This is a genomic window from Pseudomonas sp. NCHU5216, from assembly GCF_052156495.1.
Lineage (GTDB): Bacteria > Pseudomonadota > Gammaproteobacteria > Pseudomonadales > Pseudomonadaceae > Aquipseudomonas.
The window spans coordinates 21,169-43,043 of the sequence record NZ_JBQLIX010000042.1; the positions used below are offsets into that span (position 1 = coordinate 21,169).

Below are 21,875 nucleotides of genomic sequence, written 5' to 3' on the forward strand. Positions count from 1 at the left end.
CTCCCTTGAACGGGCGTAGTCCGTCTGTGGGGATTAGCAGCTTGGAATCTGAGGTCAAAATGCAAAACCAACAAATCCGTATTCGGTTGAAGGCTTTTGACCATCGCCTGATCGATCAATCTACCCAGGAAATCGTGGAAACCGCGAAACGTACTGGTGCTCAGGTGCGTGGTCCGATTCCTCTGCCTACTCGTAAGGAGCGGTACACCGTTCTGATTTCCCCGCACGTCAACAAAGACGCGCGCGATCAGTACGAAATCCGCACTCATAAGCGTGTGCTGGACATTGTTCAGCCGACGGACAAAACCGTCGACGCGCTGATGAAGCTCGACCTTGCGGCAGGCGTGGAAGTGCAGATCAGCCTCGGCTAAAACCTGGCGGTTTTAGTCGTGTAACGCTCTGAAATGGGCGGCCATAGCGGGTGAAAGCCCCGTACACTCATGAGGTTTATAACATGACTATTGGTGTAGTCGGTCGTAAGTGCGGCATGACCCGCATTTTCACCGAAGAAGGTGTCTCCATTCCGGTCACGGTCATCGAGATCGAACCGAATCGCGTCACCCAGTTCAAAAACGAGGAGTCCGATGGCTACCGCGCAGTGCAGGTCACTGTCGGTGAGCGCCGTGCCTCCCGTGTCAGCAAGGCTCAGGCCGGTCACTTCGCCAAGGCGAACGTCGCGGCAGGTCGTACCGTCATGGAATTCCGTCTTGAAGAAGGCGACTACCAGGCCGGCGATCTGATCAACGCTGAAATTTTCCAAGCTGGTCAACTGGTGGATGTCACCGGTCAGTCCAAAGGTAAAGGCTTCGCCGGTACCATCAAGCGTTGGAACTTCCGCGGCCAAGACAACACTCACGGCAACTCCGTGTCCCACCGTGTTCCGGGTTCCATTGGCCAGTGCCAGACCCCGGGTCGCGTATTCAAGGGCAAGAAGATGTCCGGTCACCTGGGTGCCGAGCGCGTTACCGTTCAGTCCCTGGAAGTCGTGCGCGTAGACGCCGAGCGTAACCTGCTGCTGGTCAAGGGTGCCGTTCCTGGCGCTACTGGCGGCGACGTTATCGTTCGTCCGGCTGTCAAGGCGTAAGGGGAGAATCTGAGATGCAATTGAATGTAAATGGCGCTCAGGCGATCGAAGTGTCCGAAGCGACCTTCGGTGGCGAGTTCAACGAGACCCTGGTTCACCAAGCAGTCGTAGCCTACATGGCTGGCGGCCGTCAGGGCACCAAAGGCCAGAAGTCCCGTTCCGACGTTTCCGGTGGCGGCAAGCGCCCGTGGCGTCAGAAGGGCACCGGTCGTGCCCGTGCCGGTACCACCCGTGGTCCGATCTGGCGTGGCGGTGGTGTGACCTTCGCAGCGTCCACCCGCAACCACGAGCAAAAGCTGAACAAGAAGATGTACCGCGCTGCCCTGCGCTCCATCCTTGCTGAGCTGGTGCGTACCGATCGTCTGGTCGTGGTCGAAGACTTCGCCGTCGAGGCTCCGAAGACCAAGGCGCTGCTGAGCAAGCTCAACGGCCTGGGCCTGAACGACGTACTGATCGTTTCCGATGCCGTCGACGAGAACCTGTACCTGGCTGCCCGCAACCTGCCGCACGTCGACGTACGTGACGTCCAGGGTTCTGATCCGGTCAGCCTGATCGCGTACGAAAAGGTGCTGGTCACCGTTTCGGCCGTGAAGAAATTCGAGGAGCTGCTGGGATGAACCAGGAACGCGTATTCAAAGTGCTGCTTGGCCCGCACGTCTCCGAGAAGGCCACGACGCTGGCTGACAAGCAAGGTCAGTTCGTTTTCAAAGTCGCTACCGATGCGACCAAGCTGGAAATCAAGAAGGCCGTCGAAAGCCTGTTCAACGTGAAGGTTCAGCGCGTCACTACCCAGAATGTTCTGGGCAAGAGCAAGCGCACCGCTCGCGGTCTGGGCAAGCGTAACGACTGGAAGAAGGCAGTTATCTCCCTTCAGCCGGGCCAAGATCTCGATTTCACCAGCAGTGCTGAGTAAGGAAGGGGTGCATCATGGCAATCGTTAAATGCAAACCGACTTCCGCTGGCCGCCGTTTTGTGGTCAAGGTGGTCAATCAGGAGCTGCACAAAGGCGCTCCTTATGCTCCGCTGCTGGCGAAGAAGTCGAAATCCGGTGGTCGTAACAACAACGGCCGCATCACCACCCGTCATATCGGTGGTGGTCACAAGCAGCATTACCGTCTGGTCGACTTCCGTCGCAACGACAAGGATGGCATCCCTGCCACCGTCGAGCGCGTGGAATACGATCCGAACCGTACTGCTCACATCGCTCTGCTGAAGTACGCCGACGGTGAGCGTCGCTACATCATCGCCCCCAAAGGCGTGGTAGCTGGCGATCAGCTGGTTGCGGGCATCATGGCCCCGATCAAGGCCGGTAACAGCCTGCAGCTGCGTAACATTCCGGTGGGTTCGACCGTTCACGGTATCGAGCTGAAGCCGGGCAAGGGTGCTCAGATCGCTCGCTCCGCTGGTGCTTCCGCTCAGCTGATCGCCCGTGAAGGTGCCTATGTGACCCTGCGTCTGCGCTCCGGCGAGATGCGTAAAGTCCTGGCCGAGTGCCGTGCGACCCTGGGCGAAGTCTCGAACTCCGAGCACAGCCTGCGTTCGCTGGGTAAAGCCGGTGCCAAACGCTGGCGTGGCGTTCGCCCGACCGTTCGTGGTGTTGCCATGAACCCGGTTGATCACCCGCACGGTGGTGGTGAAGGTCGTACCTCCGGTGGTCGTCATCCGGTGTCGCCATGGGGCTTCCCGACCAAGGGCGCGAAGACCCGTGCTAACAAGCGCACCGACAACATGATCGTCCGTCGTCGCAAGTAAATAGAGGGATACGACAGTGCCACGTTCTCTGAAAAAAGGTCCTTTTATCGATCTTCACCTACTGAAGAAGGTCGAAGCGGCGGTGGAAAAGAACGATCGCAAGCCGGTTAAAACCTGGTCGCGTCGTTCCATGATCCTGCCGCAGATGGTCGGTCTGACCATCGCTGTGCATAACGGTCGTCAGCATGTCCCGGTTCTCGTGAACGAAGACATGGTCGGCCACAAACTGGGCGAATTTGCCGGTACGCGTACCTATCGTGGTCACGTTGCCGACAAGAAAGGCAAGCGTTAAGGGGTTTTGGAAATGGAAGTAGCCGCTAAGTTGTCGGGCGCTCGCATCTCCGCCCAGAAAGCTCGCCTGGTCGCCGACCAGATCCGCGGGAAGAAGGTGGGCGAAGCGCTCAACCTGCTGGCTTTTAGCAGTAAGAAAGCCGCCGAGATCATGAAGAAAGTGCTGGAGTCGGCCGTGGCCAACGCCGAGCACAACGAAGGCGCAGACGTTGATGACCTGAAGGTCAGCACCGTTTTCGTCAACGAAGGGCGTTCGCTTAAGCGCATCATGCCGCGTGCCAAAGGCCGTGCTGATCGCATCGTCAAGCGGTCTTGCCATATCACTGTCAAGGTTGCGGACAAGTAACGGAGTCGATCAGATGGGTCAGAAAGTACATCCCGTTGGCATCCGCCTGGGAATCGTCAAGGATCACACCTCGGTCTGGTACGCAGACGGTCGCAATTACGCCGACTATCTGAATGCCGACCTGAAGGTTCGTGCATACCTGCAAGACAAACTAAAAAGCGCGTCCGTTAGCCGTATCGACATCGCTCGTCCGGCGCAAACCGCACGCATCACCATCCACACCGCTCGTCCCGGCATCGTGATCGGCAAGAAAGGTGAAGATGTTGAGAAGCTGCGTCAGGACCTGACCAAGCAAATGGGTGTGCCGGTGCACATCAACATCGAAGAGATCCGCAAGCCGGAGCTCGACGGTATGCTGGTTGCACAGAGCGTAGCTCAGCAGCTGGAGCGTCGCGTCATGTTCCGTCGCGCCATGAAGCGCGCCGTACAGAACGCCATGCGCATTGGTGCCAAGGGCATCAAGATCCAGGTGAGTGGTCGTCTCGGTGGCGCTGAAATCGCCCGTACCGAGTGGTATCGCGAAGGTCGTGTGCCCCTGCACACCCTGCGTGCCGATATCGATTACGCCACCTACGAAGCGCACACCACCTACGGTGTGATCGGCGTCAAGGTTTGGATCTTCAAGGGTGAGGTCATCGGTGGCCGCACTGAAGAGCTGAAGCCGCAAGCGCCCGCTCCTCGTAAAGCTGCCAAGAAATAAGGAGTACGCATCATGTTGCAACCAAAGCGTACGAAGTTCCGCAAGCAGATGACCGGCCACAACCGTGGTCTGGCTCAGCGCGGTAGCAAAGTGAGCTTCGGCGAATTCGCGCTGAAGTCCGTTGCCCGCGGTCGTCTCACCGCTCGTCAGATCGAGTCCGCTCGTCGTGCTCTGACCCGTCACGTTAAGCGTGGCGGCAAGATCTGGATCCGCGTCTTCCCGGACAAGCCGGTTACCAAGAAGCCTCTCGAGGTGCGTATGGGTAAAGGTAAGGGTGGCGTCGAGTACTGGGTAGCCCAGATCCAACCGGGCAAGGTCCTGTACGAGATCGAAGGCGTATCCGAAGAGTTGGCGCGCGAGGCTTTCGCCCTGGCTGCTGCAAAGCTGCCGCTCGCCACCACCTTTGTTAAGCGGACGGTGATGTGATGAAAGCGACCGAACTTCGTGAAAAAAGCGCGCAACAGCTGAACGAGCAACTGCTCGGCCTGCTGCGCGACCAGTTCAATCTGCGCATGCAGAAAGCGACTGGCCAACTGGGGCAGTCTCACCTGCTCTCGCAAGTGAAGCGCGACATCGCTCGCGTCAAGACTGTCCTCAGCCAGCAGGCAGGTAAGTAATCATGGCCGAAGTTGAAAAAACAGTCCGTACGCTGACCGGCCGTGTTGTCAGCGACAAGATGGACAAGACCATCACCGTTCTGATCGAGCGTCGCGTCAAGCACCCGATCTACGGTAAATACGTCAAGCGTTCGACCAAGCTGCACGCTCACGACGAAAACAACCAGTGCAAGATCGGCGATTTCGTCTCCATCCGTGAGACCCGCCCGCAGTCCAAGACCAAGTCCTGGGCCCTGGTTGAAGTCGTTGAACGCGCAGTCGAAGTCTAAGGGCTAGGGGTCGGAGAAATTTTATGATTCAGACTCAATCCATGCTCGATGTGGCTGACAACAGTGGTGCACGTCGTGTGATGTGCATCAAGGTGCTGGGCGGCTCGCATCGTCGCTATGCCGGCATCGGCGACATCATCAAGGTCACCGTCAAGGAAGCAATTCCGCGCGGCAAGGTGAAGAAAGGTCAGGTCATGACCGCAGTGGTCGTTCGTACCCGTCACGGCGTTCGCCGTGCCGACGGTTCGATCATCCGCTTCGACGGCAACGCTGCTGTTCTGCTGAACAACAAGCAAGAGCCGATCGGTACCCGTATTTTCGGGCCAGTGACCCGTGAACTGCGTTCCGAGAAGTTCATGAAGATCGTCTCGCTCGCCCCTGAAGTGCTTTAAGGAGATCCGACATGCAAAAGATTCGTCGTGACGACGAGATCATCGTGATCGCCGGCAAAGACAAAGGTAAGCGCGGTAAGGTGCTCAAGGTTCTCGCTGACGACCGTCTGGTCGTCGGTGGCATCAACCTGGTGAAGCGTCATACCAAGCCGAACCCGATGTCGGGCGTTCAAGGCGGTATCGTCGAGAAAGAAGCGCCACTGCACGCTTCCAACGTTGCCATCTTCAACTCTGAAACCAACAAGGCTGATCGCGTTGGCTTCAAGATCGAAGACGGCAAGAAAATTCGTGTCTTCAAGTCCACCCAGAAGCCGGTTGGCGCTTGAGAATCATAGGTAGAACACCATGGCACGACTGAAAGAGATTTACCGGAAGGAAATCGCGCCCAAGCTGAAGGAAGAACTGAAGCTGGCCAACGTGATGGAAGTTCCGCGCATCACCAAAATCACCCTGAACATGGGCCTGGGCGAAGCGATCGGTGACAAGAAAGTCATCGAGAACGCCGTTGCCGACCTCGAGAAGATCACCGGTCAGAAAGTCGTCGTGACTCATGCCCGCAAGTCGATCGCAGGTTTCAAGGTTCGTGAGGGCTGGCCGATTGGCGTCAAGGTCACTCTGCGTCGCGAGCGTATGTACGAGTTCCTGGATCGTCTGCTGTCCATCTCCCTGCCGCGCGTACGTGACTTCCGCGGCCTGAATGCCAAGTCCTTCGACGGCCGCGGCAACTACAGCATGGGCGTGAAAGAGCAGATCATCTTCCCGGAAATCGATTACGACAAGATCGATGCGCTGCGTGGTCTGGACATCACCCTGACTACCACTGCCCGTAACGATGATGAAGGCCGCGCTCTGCTGCGTGCTTTCAACTTCCCGTTCCGCAACTGATCGGAGTCTGGACAAATGGCCAAGACAAGCATGAAGAACCGCGAGCTGAAGCGTCAGCAGACGGTTGCCAAGTACGCCAAGAAGCGTGCCGAGCTGAAAGCGATCATCGCCAACCCGAACTCCACTCCGGAAGCTCGTTGGGAAGCCCAGGTCGCCCTGCAGAAGCAGCCGCGTGACGCCAGCGCCTCGCGCCTGCGTAACCGCTGCCGCATCACCGGCCGTCCGCACGGCGTTTACCGCAAGTTCGGTCTGTCGCGTAACAAGCTGCGCGAAGCCGCCATGCGCGGTGACGTACCGGGCCTGGTGAAAGCCAGCTGGTAAGTCGAAACGGAGCCGGCTAGCGCCGGCTTTGTTTTATCCGAATCAAGCCCCTTTTGGGGCTTGATTCATTTTTGATCGGTCTCTAGAATGTCCGGCTCTCCTGAGCCTGGTATTTCCATGCCGAGCTTTTGGATGATCCCACAGCCTTCTGGCTGTTCTTTTTGTATCAGGAGCGTCTAGCCCATGAGTATGCAGGACCCGTTAGCGGACATGCTAACTCGTATCCGTAATGCCCAGATGGCTGAAAAGTCCGTCGTAAGCATGCCGTCTTCCACTCTGAAGGTGGCTGTAGCCAAGGTTCTGAAGGACGAAGGTTACATTGCGGGTTACGAAGTCAATGGCGAAGCCAAGCCGCAGTTGTCCATCGAGCTGAAGTACTTCGAGGGCCGTCCGGTCATCGAGGAAGTCAAGCGCGTGAGCCGTCCCGGCCTTCGTCAATACAAATCCGTCGATGACCTGCCGAAGGTCCGCGGCGGTCTCGGTGTTTCCATCGTCTCCACCAACAAAGGTGTGATGACGGATCGCGCTGCGCGCGCTGCCGGTGTCGGCGGCGAAGTGCTCTGCACCGTGTTCTAAGGGGGGATAAGCATGTCTCGCGTTGCTAAGAACCCCGTCGTGCTGCCTGCCGGTGTCGAGGTCAAACTCGCCGGTCAGCAGCTTTCGGTCAAGGGTGCCAAGGGCGCTCTGGAACTGAACGTTCACTCGTCCGTGGAAGTGATCCAGGAAGGCTCCGAGCTGCGTTTCGCCGCTCGCAATGGCGATCAGCAGAACCGCGCCATGGCCGGTACTACTCGTGCCCTGGTCAACAACATGGTCATCGGTGTCAGCCAAGGCTTCGAGCGTAAGCTGCAACTGGTCGGTGTGGGCTACAAAGCTCAGGCCAAAGGCCAGGTGCTGAACCTCGCGCTGGGCTTCTCACACCCGATCGACTACGAACTGCCGGCAGGCGTCGTGGCCGAAACCCCGAACCAGACCGAGATCCTGATCAAGGGTATCGACAAGCAGCTGGTGGGTCAGGTAGCTGCGGAAATCCGTGATTTCCGTCGTCCTGAGCCGTACAAGGGCAAGGGTGTTCGTTACGCGGATGAAGTCGTCCGTCGTAAAGAAGCCAAGAAGAAGTAAGGGGCTGAGATATGAACGAGAAAAAAGTTACTCGTCTGCGTCGCGCTCGCAAAGCACGCCTGAAAATGCACGAGCTCGAAGCCGTGCGTCTGTGCGTGTACCGCTCCTCGCAGCACATCTATGCCCAGGTCATCTCGGCCGACGGCAGCAAGGTCCTGGCCAGTGCCTCGACTTTGGACAAAGCACTGCGCGACGGCGCCACTGGCAACGTCGACGCCGCCAAGAAAGTTGGTCAGCTGGTAGCCGAGCGTGCGAAAGCCGCTGGTGTGACCCAGGTTGCATTCGACCGTTCTGGCTTCAAGTACCACGGTCGCGTCAAGGCGCTGGCCGATGCTGCTCGTGAAGGCGGGCTGGAGTTCTAAGTTATGGCAAATAACGACCAAAAGCGCGACGAAGGCTACATCGAGAAGCTGGTTCAGGTGAACCGCGTTGCCAAGACCGTTAAAGGCGGCCGTATCTTCACCTTCACCGCGCTGACCGTGGTAGGTGATGGCAAGGGTCGCGTCGGTTTCGGCCGTGGCAAGTCCCGTGAAGTACCGGCTGCCATCCAGAAGGCGATGGAAGCTGCGCGTCGCAACATGATCCAGGTGGATCTGAACGGCACCACCCTGCAGTACCCGGTCAAGTCCGCTCATGGCGCCTCCAAGGTGTACATGCAGCCGGCATCCGAAGGTACCGGCATCATCGCCGGCGGCGCCATGCGTGCCGTGCTGGAAGTGGCTGGTGTGCAGAACGTTCTGGCCAAGTGCTACGGCTCCACCAACCCGGTGAACGTGGTGCATGCCACTTTCGAAGGTCTGAAGGCCATGCAGTCCCCTGCGTCCGTTGCGGCCAAGCGTGGCAAGAGCGTCGAGGAGATTCTCTAACCATGGCTAACACCGTCAAAGTGACTCTGATCAAGAGCACCAATGGCCGTCTGGCCAATCACAAAGCTTGCGTCAAGGGCCTGGGCCTGCGTCGCATTGGTCACACCGTCGAAGTTCAGGACACTCCTGAAAACCGCGGCATGATCAACAAGGCTTACTACCTGCTGAAGGTGGAGGGTTAATCATGCAACTGAACGATCTGCGTTCCGCGCCGGGTGCCCGTCGCGAAAAGCACCGTCCGGGCCGTGGTATCGGTAGCGGTCTGGGCAAGACCGGTGGCCGTGGCCACAAGGGTCAGACCTCCCGCTCCGGTGGTTCCATCGCTCCGGGCTTCGAGGGTGGTCAACAGCCGTTGCACCGCCGTCTGCCGAAGTTCGGCTTCGTTTCCCTGAAGGCTATGGATCGCGCTGAAGTGCGTACCTCCGAGCTGAACAAGGTAGAAGGCGTCGTAACTCTGCAGGCTCTGAAGGATGCCAATCTGGTTGGCCATCACGTACAGCGTGTGAAAGTCATGCTGTCCGGTGAGGTTACCCGTGCGGTCACCCTGAAAGGTATCGCTGCCACCAAAGGTGCGCGTGCGGCTATCGAAGCAGCTGGCGGTAAGTTCGAGGACTAAATGGCTAAGCAAGGTGCTCTCTCTGCGTTGGCAGGTGGCGGGTTGTCCGAACTCTGGGCTCGTCTGCGTTTTCTGTTCCTGGCGATCATCGTCTATCGGATAGGCGCGCACATCCCGGTGCCCGGCATCAACCCGGACCGCCTGGCGGACTTGTTCCGCCAGAATGAGGGGACCATTCTTAGCTTGTTCAACATGTTTTCCGGCGGCGCGCTGGAACGGATGAGCATCTTTGCACTGGGGATCATGCCGTACATCTCGGCTTCGATCATCATGCAGCTGATGACCGCCGTCAGCCCGCAGCTGGAGCAGTTGAAGAAGGAAGGTGAAGCTGGCCGTCGCAAGATCAGCCAGTACACCCGCTACGGCACTCTCGTCCTGGCATTGGTGCAGGCCACCGGCATGTCCGTGGGTCTGGCCAGTCAGGGCGTCGCGTTCTCGGTCGGTTTCGGTTTCCACTTCGTGGCGGTCACCACTTTCGTGGCGGGCGCGATGTTCATGATGTGGCTGGGCGAGCAGATCACCGAACGCGGTGTCGGCAACGGTATCTCGATGCTGATCTTTGCTGGCATCGTGGCCGGTCTGCCGAGGGCGATCGGGCAGTCTTTCGAGTCTGCGCGTCAGGGCGACATCAACATCTTCGCTCTGGTTGCCATCGCTCTGCTGGCAGTGGCGATCATCGGTTTCGTGGTGTTCATCGAGCGTGGTCAGCGTCGCATCGCGGTGCACTACGCCAAGCGTCAGCAGGGCCGCAAGGTCTTCGCTGCGCAGACCAGCCACCTGCCGTTGAAGGTGAACATGGCCGGCGTCATTCCTGCCATCTTCGCCAGCAGCCTTCTGCTGTTCCCGGCCTCGCTGGGTTCCTGGTTCGGTCAGTCCGAAGGTCTGGGCTGGCTGCAGGACATTGCGCAGGCGATCGCTCCCGGTCAGCCGTTGAACATCTTGCTGTTTAGTGCAGGGATCATTTTCTTCTGCTTCTTCTACACGGCGCTGATGTTCAACCCGAAAGACGTAGCGGAAAACCTGAAGAAGTCCGGTGCCTTTATTCCGGGTATCCGTCCGGGCGAGCAGTCGGCACGCTATATCGATGGCGTTCTGACCCGTTTGACCATGTTCGGTGCTCTGTACATGACGGCCGTGTGCCTGCTGCCCCAGTTCCTGGTGGTGGCGGCCAACGTTCCGTTCTACCTTGGCGGGACCTCGTTGCTGATCGTGGTCGTGGTTGTCATGGACTTCATGTCCCAAGTGCAATCTCACCTCGTGTCTCACCAGTACGATTCCCTGATGAAGAAAGCCAACCTGAAGGGCTATGGCAGCGGCATGCTCCGCTGATCCACCCGTAAGGTTCGAGGAGTTGGTAATGAAAGTTCGTGCATCGGTGAAAAAGCTGTGCCGTAACTGCAAAATTATCCGTCGCGAAGGTGTCGTGCGGGTGATCTGCAGCGCAGAGCCGCGTCACAAGCAGCGCCAAGGCTGAGTGTGAACCACGCGTGATAAGCCCGGCAGCTAGTGCGCTGCCGGGTTGATTATTTGTTTTTACAGCGTTAATATCTCGCGCCCTATTTCTTGGCTTCCGGGGCGTAGGTAGCTGTCAATTGGAGTTCCACTGAATGGCCCGTATTGCAGGCGTTAACATTCCGGATAACAAGCACACTGTTATCTCGCTGACCTACATCTTTGGTGTTGGTCGCACCACTGCACAGAAAATCTGTGCCGCTACCGGCGTAAATCCGGCTGCGAAAATCAAGGATCTGACTGACGAGCAGATCGAGCAACTGCGTGGCGAAGTAGCCAAGGTGAATACCGAAGGCGACCTGCGTCGTGAAGTGAATATGAAGATCAAGCGCTTGATGGATCTGGGCTGCTACCGTGGCCTGCGTCATCGTAAAGGTCTGCCGGTTCGCGGTCAGCGCACCAAGACCAACGCTCGCACCCGTAAGGGCCCGCGTAAGCCGATCCGCAAGTAATCGCATTCGCGAATCGACAGGAATTTAGTCATGGCAAAACCTGCTGCTCGTACTCGTAAGAAAGTCAAAAAGACGGTGGTCGATGGCATCGCCCACATCCACGCGTCTTTCAATAACACCATCGTGACCATTACCGACCGTCAGGGTAACGCCCTGTCCTGGGCTACCTCTGGTGGTTCGGGTTTCCGCGGCTCGCGTAAGTCCACTCCGTTCGCTGCCCAGATCGCCGCCGAGCGTGCCGGTCAAGCCGCTCTGGAGTATGGCCTGAAGAACCTCGACGTGAACGTCAAGGGCCCAGGTCCGGGTCGCGAATCCGCTGTGCGTGCTCTGAACGCCTGCGGCTACAAAATCGCCAGCATCACCGACGTGACGCCTATCCCGCACAACGGGTGCCGTCCGCCGAAGAAGCGTCGCGTGTAAACAGGAGACAGTGAGAAATGGCTCGTTACATTGGTCCCAAGTGCAAACTGTCTCGCCGTGAAGGCACCGATCTCTTCCTGAAGAGCGGTGTTCGCGCGCTGGAATCCAAGTGCAACATCGAATCCGCTCCCGGCATCCACGGTCAGCGTCGCGGTCGTCAATCCGACTACGGCACCCAGCTGCGTGAGAAGCAGAAAGTCCGTCGTATCTACGGCGTGCTGGAGCGTCAGTTCAGTGGCTACTACAAGCAAGCTGCCAGCCAGAAGGGCGCCACCGGCGAAAACCTGCTGCAACTGCTGGAGTGCCGTCTGGATAACGTGGTTTACCGTATGGGCTATGGCGCCACTCGTGCCGAATCCCGTCAGCTGGTTTCGCACAAAGCGATCAGCGTCAACGGTAAGACCGTAAACGTACCGTCCTACCAGGTTAAGGCTGGCGACGTCGTTGCTGTTCGCGAGAAGTCGCGCAACCAGCTGCGCATCGCTCAGGCTCTCGAGCTCTGCGCCCAGCGCGGCCGCGTTGAGTGGGTAGAAGTAGACGCCGAGAAGAAGTCGGGTGTGTTCAAGAACGTCCCGGCTCGTAGCGATCTGTCCGCTGACATCAACGAGAGCCTGATTGTCGAGCTCTACTCCAAGTAAGGGCTAGAAAATAGGTGCATCCATGCAGATTTCGGTAAATGAGTTCCTGACCCCCCGCCACATCGATGCGCAGGAGGTCAGTCCGACCCGCGCCAAGATCACCCTCGAGCCTCTCGAGCGTGGCTTTGGCCATACCCTGGGCAACGCGCTGCGTCGCATCCTGTTGTCCTCCATGCCTGGCTGTGCAGTGGTCGAGGCCGAGATCGACGGCGTACTCCATGAGTACTCCGCGATCGAAGGTGTACAGGAAGATGTCATCGAGATCCTCCTGAACCTGAAAGGTCTGGCCATCAAGCTGCACGGCCGTGACGAAGTGACCCTGACTCTGTCCAAGAAGGGCCCGGGCGTCGTTACCGCTGCCGATATTCAGCTGGATCACGATGTCGAAATCGTCAACGGCGACCACGTCATCGCCAACCTGGCCGACAACGGCGCGCTGAACATGAAGCTCACCGTGGCCCGTGGCCGCGGTTACGAGCCGGCCGATGCGCGTCAGAGCGACGAAGACGAAAGCCGCAGCATTGGTCGCTTGCAGCTCGACGCTTCGTTCAGCCCCGTTCGCCGTGTTGCCTACGTGGTGGAAAACGCCCGTGTCGAGCAGCGTACCAACCTGGACAAGCTGGTTCTCGATCTGGAAACCAACGGCACCCTCGACCCTGAAGAGGCTATTCGTCGTGCCGCGACCATTCTGCAGCAGCAGTTGGCCGCGTTCGTCGACCTCAAGGGTGACAGCGAGCCGGTGGTGGTCGAGCAGGAAGACGAGATCGATCCGATCCTGCTGCGCCCCGTCGACGATCTGGAACTGACCGTGCGTTCGGCCAACTGCCTCAAGGCGGAGAACATCTACTACATCGGTGACCTGATCCAGCGTACCGAAGTAGAACTGTTGAAAACTCCGAACCTGGGCAAGAAGTCCCTGACCGAAATCAAGGATGTTCTGGCTTCTCGTGGTCTGTCCCTCGGTATGCGCCTCGATAACTGGCCGCCGGCAAGTCTGAAGAAAGACGACAAGGCGACTGCCTGATCGTCATCATCACCGAACGAACAAGTTTGGTAAGGAATTGAACCATGCGTCATCGTAAAAGTGGCCGTCACCTCAGCCGCACCAGCGCTCACCGCAAGGCCATGTTCCAGAACATGGCGGTCTCGCTGTTCGAGCACGAGCTGATCAAAACTACCCTGCCGAAAGCCAAGGAACTGCGTCGCGTTGCCGAGCCGCTGATCACCCTGGCCAAGGAAGACAGCGTTGCCAACCGTCGTCTGGCCTTCGACCGTACTCGCTCGAAAGCCATCGTCGGCAAGCTGTTCAACGATCTGGGCAAGCGCTACGCCACCCGTAACGGCGGCTACCTGCGCATCCTCAAGTGCGGTTTCCGCGCTGGCGACAACGCCCCGATGGCTTATGTCGAGCTGGTCGACCGTCCGGTCGCTGGTTCGGTAGAAGCTGCCGAGTAAGCGTTACGTTGTAGAAAGAACCGGGCCTAGTGCCCGGTTTTTTCGTTTCAGGGGCTTGGCGCTTCGATGCTCGCCATGGCTCTTGGGTTCCTGAAACAAATAAAGATAAAAACTATCGGCTTGTTGAAGTTCATATATTGGTTCTCTCATCAAAGCGCGGCTACGCTTGTTCCAAAGTCGGCTGCAGGCCAAGGGCTGACCCGATGAGGAGAAGGAGAGAAGCATGTCGAACCAAGGTAAATGTCCGTTCAATCACGTCGCCGGCGGCGGCACCAGCAACAAGGACTGGTGGCCCAACCAACTGCGCGTGGATCTGCTCAACCAGCACTCCGACCGATCCAACCCGCTGGGTGAAGCCTTCAATTACGCCGAAGCCTTCAAGAAGCTCGATTACCAAGCGCTCAAGGCCGATCTGGTCAAACTGATGACCGATAGCCAGGACTGGTGGCCGGCCGACTTCGGTCACTATGGCCCGCAGTTCATCCGTATGGCCTGGCACTCTGCTGGTACCTATCGCACCACCGATGGCCGCGGTGGTGGTGGCCGTGGTCAGCAGCGCTTCGCGCCGCTGAACTCCTGGCCGGACAACGTCAACATCGACAAGTCGCGTCGCCTGCTGTGGCCGATCAAGCAGAAATATGGCCAATCCATTTCCTGGGCCGACCTGTACATCCTCGCGGGTAACGTCGCGCTGGAAACCATGGGCTTCCGTACCTTCGGCTTCGCTGGTGGTCGTGAGGATGTCTGGGAACCGGATCAGGACGTCAACTGGGGGGCTGAAGAGGCCTGGCTGGGTGTCGATCCCAAGCGTGTGGATGAAAAGCGTGAACTCGCCGCGCCCTTCGGTGCCACGCACATGGGCCTGATCTACGTGAACCCGGAAGGTCCCAATGCCAGCGGCGATTACATGGAGGCGGCCAAGGACATTCGCGCCACCTTCTACCGCATGGCCATGAACGACGAGGAGATCGTCGCGCTGATCGCCGGTGGCCATACCTTCGGTAAATGCCATGGTGCAGCTCCTGAATCGCACAAGGGGCCTGAGCCGGAAGGTGCGCCCATCGAGGCGCAAGGGCTGGGCTGGACCAGCAACTTCGGCAGTGGCTCCGGCAAGGACACCGTGTCCAGCGGTCTGGAAGTGACCTGGACGAAGACGCCTGCGCAGTGGAGCAACAACTTCTTCGAGAACCTGTTCGGTTTTGAGTGGGAGCTGACCAAGTCCCCCGCCGGTGCCAAGCAGTGGGTGGCCAAGGACGCGCCGGAGATCATTCCGGACGCCCATGTGCCGGGCAAGTTCCACAAGCCGACCATGCTCACCACCGACCTGACCCTGCGTTTCGACCCGGAGTTCGGCAAGATCTCCAAGCGCTTCCATGATGATCCGCAGGCCTTCGCCGATGCCTTCGCCCGTGCCTGGTACAAGCTGACCCACCGTGACATGGGGCCGAAAGCGCGTTACCTCGGCCCGGAAGTGCCGAAAGAGGATCTGATCTGGCAAGACCCGCTGCCGGCGGCCACGCACAACCCGAGCGCTGCCGATATCGCCGAGCTGAAGGCGAAGATCGCGGCATCCGGGCTGTCGGTAGGCGACCTGGTCTCCGTGGCCTGGGCTTCGGCGTCCACCTTCCGTGGTGGCGACAAGCGTGGCGGCGCCAATGGTGCGCGTCTGGCCCTGGCGCCGCAGAAGGATTGGGCGGTCAACCAGCGGGCAATTCAGGTGCTGCCGAAACTGATGGAGATCCAGCAGGCATCCGGCAAGGCTTCGTTGGCCGACGTCATCGTCCTGGCTGGTAACGTCGGTGTCGAGTTGGCGGCCAAGGCTGCAGGTGTGGCAGTGGATGTACCGTTCGCTGCGGGCCGTGTCGATGCGCGTCAGGATCAGACCGATGTCGAGTCCTTCGACGTGCTGGAGCCGGCCGCCGATGGCTTCCGCAACTACAGCAAGGGCAACCTGGGCGTGCCCACCGAGACCATGCTGGTGGACAAGGCACAGATGCTGACCCTGACCGCGCCGGAGCTGACCGCCCTGGTCGGTGGCCTGCGTGTGCTGGGTGCCAACCATGACGGTAGCCAGCACGGCGTTTTCACTGACAAGGCTGGTGTGCTGAGCAACGATTTCTTCGTCAACCTGCTGGACATGGCCACCGAATGGAAGGCCGTGGACAGCAGCAACGAAGTGTTCGAGGGGCGTGATCGCAAGACCGGCGCGGTGAAATACACGGCGACCCGCAACGATCTGGTGTTCGGCTCCAACTCGATCCTGCGCGCCTATGCCGAGGTGTACGCCAGTGCCGACGGCAAGGAGAAGCTGATCAAGGACTTCGTCGCCGCCTGGTGCAAGGTGATGAACCTGGATCGTTTCGATCTGGCCTGAGTCGCCTGAACGACGCCGTTGGTGCGTCACTGCAACGCAGCGCCTCCCTCGTGGAGGCGTTGTGCTTTTGCTTGACCGCAAGGGCCGTCAAGCGGAGCATTGCCCACTCGAATGCAACAAGGATTGCCGGCATGAAAGGCCATATCGAAGTCATCGACTACCTCAAGCACCTGCTCAAGGGTGAGCTGGCCGCGCGCGACCAGTACTTCATCCACTCGCGGCTGTACGAGGACTGGGGCTTTGACAAGCTCTACGAGCGCATCAACCACGAGATGGAAGAGGAAACCCAGCACGCCGATGCGCTGCTCAAGCGGATTCTCTTTCTCGAAGGCGTGCCGGACATGGTGCCGAGCCCCTTCAAGTTCGGTCAGACCGTGCCCGAGGCGCTGAAACTGGATCTGGCCCTGGAGTACGAAGTGCGCGCGGCCCTGAGCAAGGGCATCGAACTGTGCGAAAAACATCAGGACTACCAGACCCGCGACATCCTCCTGGCCCAGCTCAAGGACACCGAGGAAGACCACGCCTACTGGCTGGAGATCCAACTGCAACTGATCGACAAGCTGGGGCTGGAGAAGTACCTGCAAAGTCAGATGTGAGCTGCAAGCCGCAAGCTGCAAGCTGCAAGCTGCAAGAAAAAGCCAGAGCTGATGCTCTGGCTTTTTGTTTTTGCTCTTACTTGCCGCTTGAGGCTTGCCGCTTGTCGCTATCTCTTTCCAGCAACGGCTTGAGGAAGTGTCCGGTGTGCGAGGCCGGGTTGGCCGCGACCTCTTCCGGGGTGCCGGTGGCGATGATCATGCCGCCCTTGGAGCCGCCCTCGGGGCCGAGATCCACCAGCCAGTCGGCGGTCTTGATCACGTCCAGGTTGTGCTCGATCACCACCACGGTGTTGCCGTGGTCGCGCAGGCGATGGAGCACGTCGAGCAACTGTTGGATGTCGGCGAAGTGCAGGCCGGTGGTCGGCTCGTCGAGGATGTACAGGGTCTTGCCGGTGTCGCGCTTGCTCAGCTCACGACTGAGCTTGACCCGCTGCGCCTCGCCGCCGGACAGGGTGGTCGCGCTCTGCCCCAGCTTGATGTAGGACAGGCCCACGTCCATCAGCGTCTGCAGCTTGCGGGCGATGGCCGGCACGGCGTCGAAGAAGGCGCGGGCGTCCTCGATGGTCATGTCCAGCACCTCGGTGATGCTCTTGCCCTTGTACTTCACTTCCAGGGTTTCACGGTTGTAGCGCTTACCCTTGCACACGTCGCAGGGCACGTAGATGTCCGGCAGGAAGTGCATCTCCACCTTGATCACGCCGTCGCCCTGGCACGCCTCGCAGCGCCCGCCCTTGACGTTGAAGCTGAAGCGCCCCGGCCCGTAGCCGCGCGAGCGCGACTCCGGCACGCCGGCGAACAGTTCACGGATCGGCGTGAACAGGCCGGTGTAGGTGGCCGGGTTGGAGCGCGGTGTGCGGCCGATCGGGCTCTGGTCGATGTCCACCACCTTGTCCAGGTGTTGCAGGCCGTCGAACGAGTCGTGCGGTGCTGCTTCCAGGCTGGTGGCGCCATTCAGCGCAGTGGCGGTGATGGGGAACAGGGTGTTGTTGATCAGCGTCGACTTGCCCGAGCCGGACACGCCGGTGACGCAGGTGAGCAGACCGACCGGAATTTCCAGGTCGACCTTGCGCAGGTTGTTGCCGCGTGCGCCCTTGAGCTTGAGCAGCTTTTTCTTGTCACGCGGGGTGCGGGTGGCCGGGTAGAGGATCTTCTTGCGCCCGGACAGGTAGCTGCCGGTCAGCGATTGCGGGTCGGCCATCACCTGCTCAGGGGTGCCCTGGGAGACGATCTGTCCGCCATGCACGCCAGCGCCGGGGCCGATGTCCACCACGTAGTCGGCCAGACGGATGGCATCTTCGTCGTGCTCCACCACTATCACCGTGTTGCCCAGGTTGCGCAGGTGGGTGAGGGTGGCCAGCAGGCGTTCGTTGTCGCGCTGGTGCAGGCCGATGGACGGCTCGTCGAGGATGTACATGACGCCCACCAGGCCGGCACCGATCTGGCTGGCCAGGCGGATACGCTGGGCCTCGCCGCCGGAAAGAGTGTCGGCGCTACGGTCGAGGGTCAGGTAGTCGAGGCCGACGTTGACCAGAAACTGCAAACGCTCGCGGATTTCCTTGAGGATCTTCTCGGCGATCTCGCCGCGGCGACCGCTCAGATGCAGATCACCGAAGTATTCGCAGGCATCGCCTACCGGCAGGCCGGTGACGGCCGGCAGGGTCTTCTCGCCGACCCAGACATGCCGCGCCTCGCGGCGCAGGCGCGTGCCACGGCAGTCGGGGCAGGGCTGGGTGCTGAGGAACTTGGCCAGTTCCTCGCGCACGCTGTTCGACTCGGTCTCGCGATAGCGGCGTTCGAGGTTGGGGATGATGCCCTCGAAGGGGTGCGAGCGTTTGACGATATCGCCGCGGTCGTTGAGGTACTTGAAGTCCACGCTCTGCGTGCCGCTGCCGAACAGGATGACCTTCTGGTGCTCGGCAGCCAGTTCGTCGAAGGGCTCTTCCAGGCTGAAGCCATAGTGGCTGGCCAGCGAGCCGAGCATCTGGAAGTAATAGACGTTGCGCCTGTCCCAGCCGCGAATGGCGCCCTCGGCCAGGGTCAGTTCGCCATTGACCAGACGCTTGGCGTCGAAGAACTGTTTCACCCCCAGGCCGTCGCAAGTGGGGCAGGCGCCAGCCGGGTTGTTGAAGGAGAACAGCTTGGGTTCCAGCTCGCTGATCGAGTGGCCGCAATGCGGGCAGGCGAAGCGCGCGGAGAAGATGATCTCTTCGCCTTCTTCATCGTCCATCGGGGCGATCAGGGCGATGCCGTCGGCCAGGCCGAGGGCGGTCTCGAAGGATTCGGCCAGACGCTGCTGCAGGTCTTCGCGCACCTTGAAGCGGTCGACCACCACATCGATGGAATGCTTCTTCTGCTTGTCCAGCTTGGGCAGCTCGTCCAGCTCATGCAGCTTGCCGTCGATCCGGGCGCGGACGAAGCCCTGCGCGCGCAGCTCCTCGAATACCGACAGGTGCTCGCCCTTGCGCTCGCGCACCACCGGCGCCAGCAGCATCAGCTTGCGCCCTTCCGGCAGGGCCAGCACCTGATCGACCATCTGGCTGACAGTCTGCGCCTCCAGCGGTACGTCGTGATCCGGGCAGCGTGGCGTGCCGACGCGGGCATAGAGCAGGCGCAGGTAGTCGTAGATCTCGGTGATGGTGCCGACGGTTGAACGCGGGTTGTGCGAGGTGGACTTCTGCTCGATGGAAATGGCCGGGGACAGGCCTTCGATGGTGTCGACGTCGGGCTTTTCCATCATCGACAGAAACTGCCGGGCATAGGCCGACAGCGACTCGACGTAACGGCGCTGGCCCTCGGCGTAGAGGGTGTCGAAGGCCAGCGACGACTTGCCGGAACCGGACAGGCCGGTAATCACGATCAGCTTGTCGCGTGGCAGGGTCAGGTCGATGTTCTTGAGGTTATGGGTGCGGGCGCCACGAATCAGGATCTTGTCCACTGGAAAACCTCTAAAAAGCTGTCTGCGTTGCCGTCAGCGCGCCGGTGGCATGCACCTTCATCCGCGCTGACGAGTGGCCTGGTGCTGGCCACCTTTGGCGAGCGGAAAACGGTCGAGTATAGGGGCAGGCGGCACCCTGCGGCAAAGTGAGTGCCTGTATCGGCGCTGTGAGGGCTGCTAGAATCCCCGGCTGTTTTTCATGGGGCATTTTTCATGCACGATTCCCATAGCGACCGCATGAGTGGCAGCGAGACTCGCGCTGCCGGCGGCTTGGCCCTGGTGTTCGCCTTCCGCATGCTGGGCATGTTCATGGTGCTGCCAGTGCTGGCTACTTACGGCATGGATCTGGCCGGAAGCACTCCCGCACTGATCGGCCTGGCCATCGGTGCCTACGGTTTGACCCAGGCCGTGCTGCAGATTCCCTTCGGCATCATCAGCGATCGCATCGGCCGACGGCCGGTAATTTATGCCGGCCTGCTGATCTTCGTTGCCGGTAGCGTGCTGGCGGCCAATGCCGACTCGATCTGGGGCGTGATCGCCGGGCGGGTATTGCAGGGCGCTGGGGCCATCTCGGCAGCGGTGATGGCGCTGTTGTCGGATCTGACCCGCGAACAGCATCGCACCAAGGCCATGGCCATGATCGGCATGAGCATCGGCCTGTCGTTCGCCGTGGCCATGGTGGTCGGCCCGCTGCTGACCCGCGCCTTCGGTCTGGCCGGGCTGTTCTGGGTCACGGCCGGCATGGCGCTGCTGGGCATCCTCATCGTCGCCGGCATCGTGCCGAAAAGTGCCGGGCCGTTGCAGCATCGCGAGTCCGGCGTGGCGGCCCAGGCCCTCTGGCCGACCCTGAAGCACGCCGACCTGCTGCGCCTGGACTTCGCCATCCTGGCCCTGCACGCCGTGCTCATGGCCAGCTTCGTGGCGCTGCCACTGGCGCTGGTGGAGCAGGGCGGCCTGCCCAAGGAGCAGCACTGGTGGGTATACCTCACCGCGCTGCTGGTCGGCTTCTTCGGCATGGTGCCGTTCATCATCTATGGCGAGAAGAAGCGCCAGATGAAGCGCGTGCTGCTCGGTGCGGTGACGGTGCTGCTGGCCTGCGAGCTGTATTTCGCCGTGCTCGGCCACAGCCTGCGGATGCTGGTGGTGGGCATCGTGGTGTTCTTCACCGCGTTCAACCTGCTGGAGGCCTCGCTGCCCTCGCTGGTGAGCAAGGTGGCGCCAGCCGGTGGCAAGGGCACGGCGATGGGGGTGTACTCCACCAGCCAGTTCCTCGGCGCGGCCCTGGGCGGCATTCTCGGTGGCTGGCTTTACCAGCATGTGGGTTTGGTCGGCGTGTTCGGTGGTTGCGCCCTGCTCTGTGCGATTTGGCTGGCCATTGCTGTTACTATGCGCGAACCGCCGTATGTCACCAGCCTGCGTCTGCCGCTCGATGCTGCGGCACTGGCCGATGCCGGACTGGTCGAACGCCTCAAGGCGACGCCGGGAGTGGCGGACGCCGTGGTGGTGGTCGATGAAGCGGCCATCTATATCAAAGTGGACACCCAACAAGTGGATCGCACGTCGTTGGAGCGCATGATTTCCTCTGCGCCGGCGGCGTGCCAAGCCTAGGAGAACGTTATGGCCCGTGGGGTTAACAAAGTCATTCTGGTGGGTAACGTCGGTGGCGACCCGGAAACTCGCTACATGCCCAACGGCAACGCCGTGACCAACATCACCCTGGCCACCTCCGAGAGCTGGAAGGACAAGCAGACCGGCCAGCAGCAGGAGCGTACCGAGTGGCACCGCGTGGTGTTCTTCGGGCGCCTGGCGGAAATCGCCGGCGAGTACCTGCGCAAGGGCTCGCAGGTGTATGTCGAAGGTAGCCTGCGTACCCGCAAGTGGCAGGGGCAGGATGGTCAGGATCGTTACACCACCGAGATCGTGGTGGACATCAACGGTCAGATGCAATTGCTCGGTGGCCGTCCCAGTGGTGACGAGGGCGGTGCCCCGCGTCAATCGCGCCCGGCACCGCAGCGTGAGCCGCAACAGTCGGCTCCGCGCCAGGAGCGCCCGGCGCCGCAGCAACCCCAGCAGCCGGCTCCGGATTACGACAGCTTTGACGACGATATTCCGTTCTGAGGCGCTATCGAACCGATAGGAAACCCCGAGCCAGTCTCGTAATGCTGTTCACTTAAGCATTTGAGCCCCCGCGGGGCTTCCACGAAAATCCGATGCCAGGCTTCTGGTATCGGA

33 protein-coding genes are annotated in these 21,875 nt (G+C 60.3%); 32 read left to right on the plus strand and 1 reads right to left on the minus strand.

The genetic code is table 11. The features are described from left to right. Positions 1–59: 59 nt before the first annotated feature. The 30 genes from rpsJ (at position 60) to bfr (ending at position 16,708) form a co-directional block, all read left to right on the plus strand. Positions 60–371 (plus strand): 30S ribosomal protein S10, encoded by a 312-nt coding sequence (gene rpsJ, locus ACSVIK_RS21990; RefSeq protein WP_003243886.1) that lies wholly within the window; start codon positions 60–62, stop codon positions 369–371. Between the two features lie 83 nt (positions 372–454). Beyond that, positions 455–1,084, plus strand: a complete 630-nt coding sequence (rplC, locus tag ACSVIK_RS21995) for a 50S ribosomal protein L3 (protein ID WP_268181153.1) — start codon at positions 455–457, stop codon at positions 1,082–1,084. Positions 1,085–1,098: 14 nt separating this feature from the next. After that, positions 1,099–1,701, plus strand: a complete 603-nt coding sequence (gene rplD, locus ACSVIK_RS22000; RefSeq protein ID WP_442446312.1) for a 50S ribosomal protein L4 — start codon at positions 1,099–1,101, stop codon at positions 1,699–1,701. Continuing rightward, complete coding sequence (gene rplW / locus ACSVIK_RS22005) at positions 1,698–1,997, plus strand: 50S ribosomal protein L23 (protein WP_268181157.1); 300 nt, start codon at positions 1,698–1,700, stop codon at positions 1,995–1,997. Before rplD ends, rplW begins: the two co-directional genes overlap by 4 nt. A gap of 14 nt (positions 1,998–2,011) precedes the next feature. Next, complete coding sequence (gene rplB / locus ACSVIK_RS22010; protein WP_442446313.1) at positions 2,012–2,836, plus strand: 50S ribosomal protein L2; 825 nt, start codon at positions 2,012–2,014, stop codon at positions 2,834–2,836. Positions 2,837–2,852: 16 nt separating this feature from the next. Continuing rightward, entirely contained in the window at positions 2,853–3,128 is a 276-nt protein-coding gene (gene rpsS, locus ACSVIK_RS22015) for a 30S ribosomal protein S19 (protein WP_003243896.1), read from the plus strand. A 12-nt stretch (positions 3,129–3,140) separates the two neighbouring features. Beyond that, on the plus strand, positions 3,141–3,473 hold the full coding sequence (rplV, locus tag ACSVIK_RS22020; protein WP_003103908.1) for a 50S ribosomal protein L22: 333 nt from the start codon (positions 3,141–3,143) through the stop codon (positions 3,471–3,473). Between the two features lie 13 nt (positions 3,474–3,486). Further along, positions 3,487–4,173, plus strand: coding sequence for a 30S ribosomal protein S3 (gene rpsC, locus ACSVIK_RS22025; protein ID WP_003243898.1), 687 nt, complete (start codon positions 3,487–3,489; stop codon positions 4,171–4,173). A 12-nt stretch (positions 4,174–4,185) separates the two neighbouring features. Then, complete coding sequence (gene rplP, locus ACSVIK_RS22030; RefSeq protein WP_003243901.1) at positions 4,186–4,599, plus strand: 50S ribosomal protein L16; 414 nt, start codon at positions 4,186–4,188, stop codon at positions 4,597–4,599. Continuing rightward, positions 4,599–4,790 (plus strand): 50S ribosomal protein L29, encoded by a 192-nt coding sequence (rpmC, locus tag ACSVIK_RS22035; protein ID WP_159973767.1) that lies wholly within the window; start codon positions 4,599–4,601, stop codon positions 4,788–4,790. The genes rplP and rpmC overlap by 1 nt, the downstream gene beginning before the upstream one ends. Positions 4,791–4,792: 2 nt before the next feature. Beyond that, complete coding sequence (gene rpsQ / locus ACSVIK_RS22040) at positions 4,793–5,059, plus strand: 30S ribosomal protein S17 (RefSeq protein WP_268181164.1); 267 nt, start codon at positions 4,793–4,795, stop codon at positions 5,057–5,059. Between the two features lie 23 nt (positions 5,060–5,082). Further along, positions 5,083–5,451 (plus strand): 50S ribosomal protein L14, encoded by a 369-nt coding sequence (gene rplN / locus ACSVIK_RS22045; RefSeq protein WP_003243907.1) that lies wholly within the window; start codon positions 5,083–5,085, stop codon positions 5,449–5,451. Between the two features lie 11 nt (positions 5,452–5,462). Next, entirely contained in the window at positions 5,463–5,777 is a 315-nt protein-coding gene (rplX, locus tag ACSVIK_RS22050) for a 50S ribosomal protein L24 (RefSeq protein ID WP_003243909.1), read from the plus strand. Between the two features lie 19 nt (positions 5,778–5,796). After that, positions 5,797–6,336 (plus strand): 50S ribosomal protein L5, encoded by a 540-nt coding sequence (rplE, locus tag ACSVIK_RS22055; protein WP_003243911.1) that lies wholly within the window; start codon positions 5,797–5,799, stop codon positions 6,334–6,336. A gap of 15 nt (positions 6,337–6,351) precedes the next feature. Continuing rightward, positions 6,352–6,657 carry a 30S ribosomal protein S14 gene (gene rpsN, locus ACSVIK_RS22060; RefSeq protein WP_003243912.1) on the plus strand — a complete coding sequence of 102 codons (306 nt, stop codon included), beginning with the start codon at positions 6,352–6,354 and terminating at the stop codon, positions 6,655–6,657. A 183-nt stretch (positions 6,658–6,840) separates the two neighbouring features. After that, entirely contained in the window at positions 6,841–7,233 is a 393-nt protein-coding gene (gene rpsH, locus ACSVIK_RS22065) for a 30S ribosomal protein S8 (protein ID WP_003243915.1), read from the plus strand. Between the two features lie 12 nt (positions 7,234–7,245). Continuing rightward, positions 7,246–7,779 carry a 50S ribosomal protein L6 gene (gene rplF / locus ACSVIK_RS22070; protein ID WP_021444325.1) on the plus strand — a complete coding sequence of 178 codons (534 nt, stop codon included), beginning with the start codon at positions 7,246–7,248 and terminating at the stop codon, positions 7,777–7,779. A gap of 11 nt (positions 7,780–7,790) precedes the next feature. Next, a complete protein-coding gene (gene rplR, locus ACSVIK_RS22075; protein WP_268181169.1) occupies positions 7,791–8,141 on the plus strand; it encodes a 50S ribosomal protein L18 in 351 nt (116 codons plus the stop codon). A 3-nt stretch (positions 8,142–8,144) separates the two neighbouring features. Further along, positions 8,145–8,645 carry a 30S ribosomal protein S5 gene (gene rpsE / locus ACSVIK_RS22080; RefSeq protein WP_268181171.1) on the plus strand — a complete coding sequence of 167 codons (501 nt, stop codon included), beginning with the start codon at positions 8,145–8,147 and terminating at the stop codon, positions 8,643–8,645. Between the two features lie 2 nt (positions 8,646–8,647). Further along, positions 8,648–8,827, plus strand: a complete 180-nt coding sequence (rpmD, locus tag ACSVIK_RS22085; RefSeq protein ID WP_159973761.1) for a 50S ribosomal protein L30 — start codon at positions 8,648–8,650, stop codon at positions 8,825–8,827. Between the two features lie 2 nt (positions 8,828–8,829). Continuing rightward, positions 8,830–9,261 carry a 50S ribosomal protein L15 gene (rplO, locus tag ACSVIK_RS22090; RefSeq protein WP_017675610.1) on the plus strand — a complete coding sequence of 144 codons (432 nt, stop codon included), beginning with the start codon at positions 8,830–8,832 and terminating at the stop codon, positions 9,259–9,261. Then, positions 9,262–10,590: a preprotein translocase subunit SecY gene (gene secY / locus ACSVIK_RS22095; protein ID WP_268181174.1), complete on the plus strand. Its 1,329-nt coding sequence runs from the start codon at positions 9,262–9,264 to the stop codon at positions 10,588–10,590. A 28-nt stretch (positions 10,591–10,618) separates the two neighbouring features. Continuing rightward, positions 10,619–10,735 (plus strand): 50S ribosomal protein L36, encoded by a 117-nt coding sequence (rpmJ, locus tag ACSVIK_RS22100; protein ID WP_002555468.1) that lies wholly within the window; start codon positions 10,619–10,621, stop codon positions 10,733–10,735. A 133-nt stretch (positions 10,736–10,868) separates the two neighbouring features. Next, on the plus strand, positions 10,869–11,225 hold the full coding sequence (gene rpsM, locus ACSVIK_RS22105; RefSeq protein WP_003463275.1) for a 30S ribosomal protein S13: 357 nt from the start codon (positions 10,869–10,871) through the stop codon (positions 11,223–11,225). Between the two features lie 30 nt (positions 11,226–11,255). Continuing rightward, entirely contained in the window at positions 11,256–11,645 is a 390-nt protein-coding gene (rpsK, locus tag ACSVIK_RS22110) for a 30S ribosomal protein S11 (RefSeq protein WP_003243933.1), read from the plus strand. Positions 11,646–11,662: 17 nt separating this feature from the next. Further along, a complete protein-coding gene (gene rpsD, locus ACSVIK_RS22115; protein ID WP_442446314.1) occupies positions 11,663–12,283 on the plus strand; it encodes a 30S ribosomal protein S4 in 621 nt (206 codons plus the stop codon). Positions 12,284–12,305: 22 nt separating this feature from the next. After that, on the plus strand, positions 12,306–13,307 hold the full coding sequence (locus ACSVIK_RS22120; protein ID WP_442446315.1) for a DNA-directed RNA polymerase subunit alpha: 1,002 nt from the start codon (positions 12,306–12,308) through the stop codon (positions 13,305–13,307). A gap of 44 nt (positions 13,308–13,351) precedes the next feature. Then, positions 13,352–13,738 carry a 50S ribosomal protein L17 gene (rplQ, locus tag ACSVIK_RS22125; RefSeq protein ID WP_037055738.1) on the plus strand — a complete coding sequence of 129 codons (387 nt, stop codon included), beginning with the start codon at positions 13,352–13,354 and terminating at the stop codon, positions 13,736–13,738. A 223-nt stretch (positions 13,739–13,961) separates the two neighbouring features. After that, a complete protein-coding gene (katG, locus tag ACSVIK_RS22130) occupies positions 13,962–16,112 on the plus strand; it encodes a catalase/peroxidase HPI (RefSeq protein ID WP_442446316.1) in 2,151 nt (716 codons plus the stop codon). A 131-nt stretch (positions 16,113–16,243) separates the two neighbouring features. After that, positions 16,244–16,708: a bacterioferritin gene (bfr, locus tag ACSVIK_RS22135; protein WP_268181183.1), complete on the plus strand. Its 465-nt coding sequence runs from the start codon at positions 16,244–16,246 to the stop codon at positions 16,706–16,708. A gap of 76 nt (positions 16,709–16,784) precedes the next feature. Here the strand turns inward: bfr and uvrA are convergent, their stop codons facing one another. Beyond that, entirely contained in the window at positions 16,785–19,643 is a 2,859-nt protein-coding gene (gene uvrA / locus ACSVIK_RS22140) for an excinuclease ABC subunit UvrA (protein ID WP_442446317.1), read from the minus strand. Positions 19,644–19,856: 213 nt separating this feature from the next. Between uvrA and ACSVIK_RS22145 the strand changes: the two genes are divergently transcribed. After that, positions 19,857–21,251, plus strand: a complete 1,395-nt coding sequence (locus ACSVIK_RS22145; RefSeq protein WP_442446318.1) for an MFS transporter — start codon at positions 19,857–19,859, stop codon at positions 21,249–21,251. Positions 21,252–21,260: 9 nt separating this feature from the next. Continuing rightward, the gene (gene ssb / locus ACSVIK_RS22150) at positions 21,261–21,761 is read left to right on the plus strand and encodes a single-stranded DNA-binding protein (RefSeq protein ID WP_442446319.1); all 501 of its coding nucleotides are present in this window, start codon (positions 21,261–21,263) and stop codon (positions 21,759–21,761) included. Positions 21,762–21,875 lie beyond the last annotated feature (114 nt).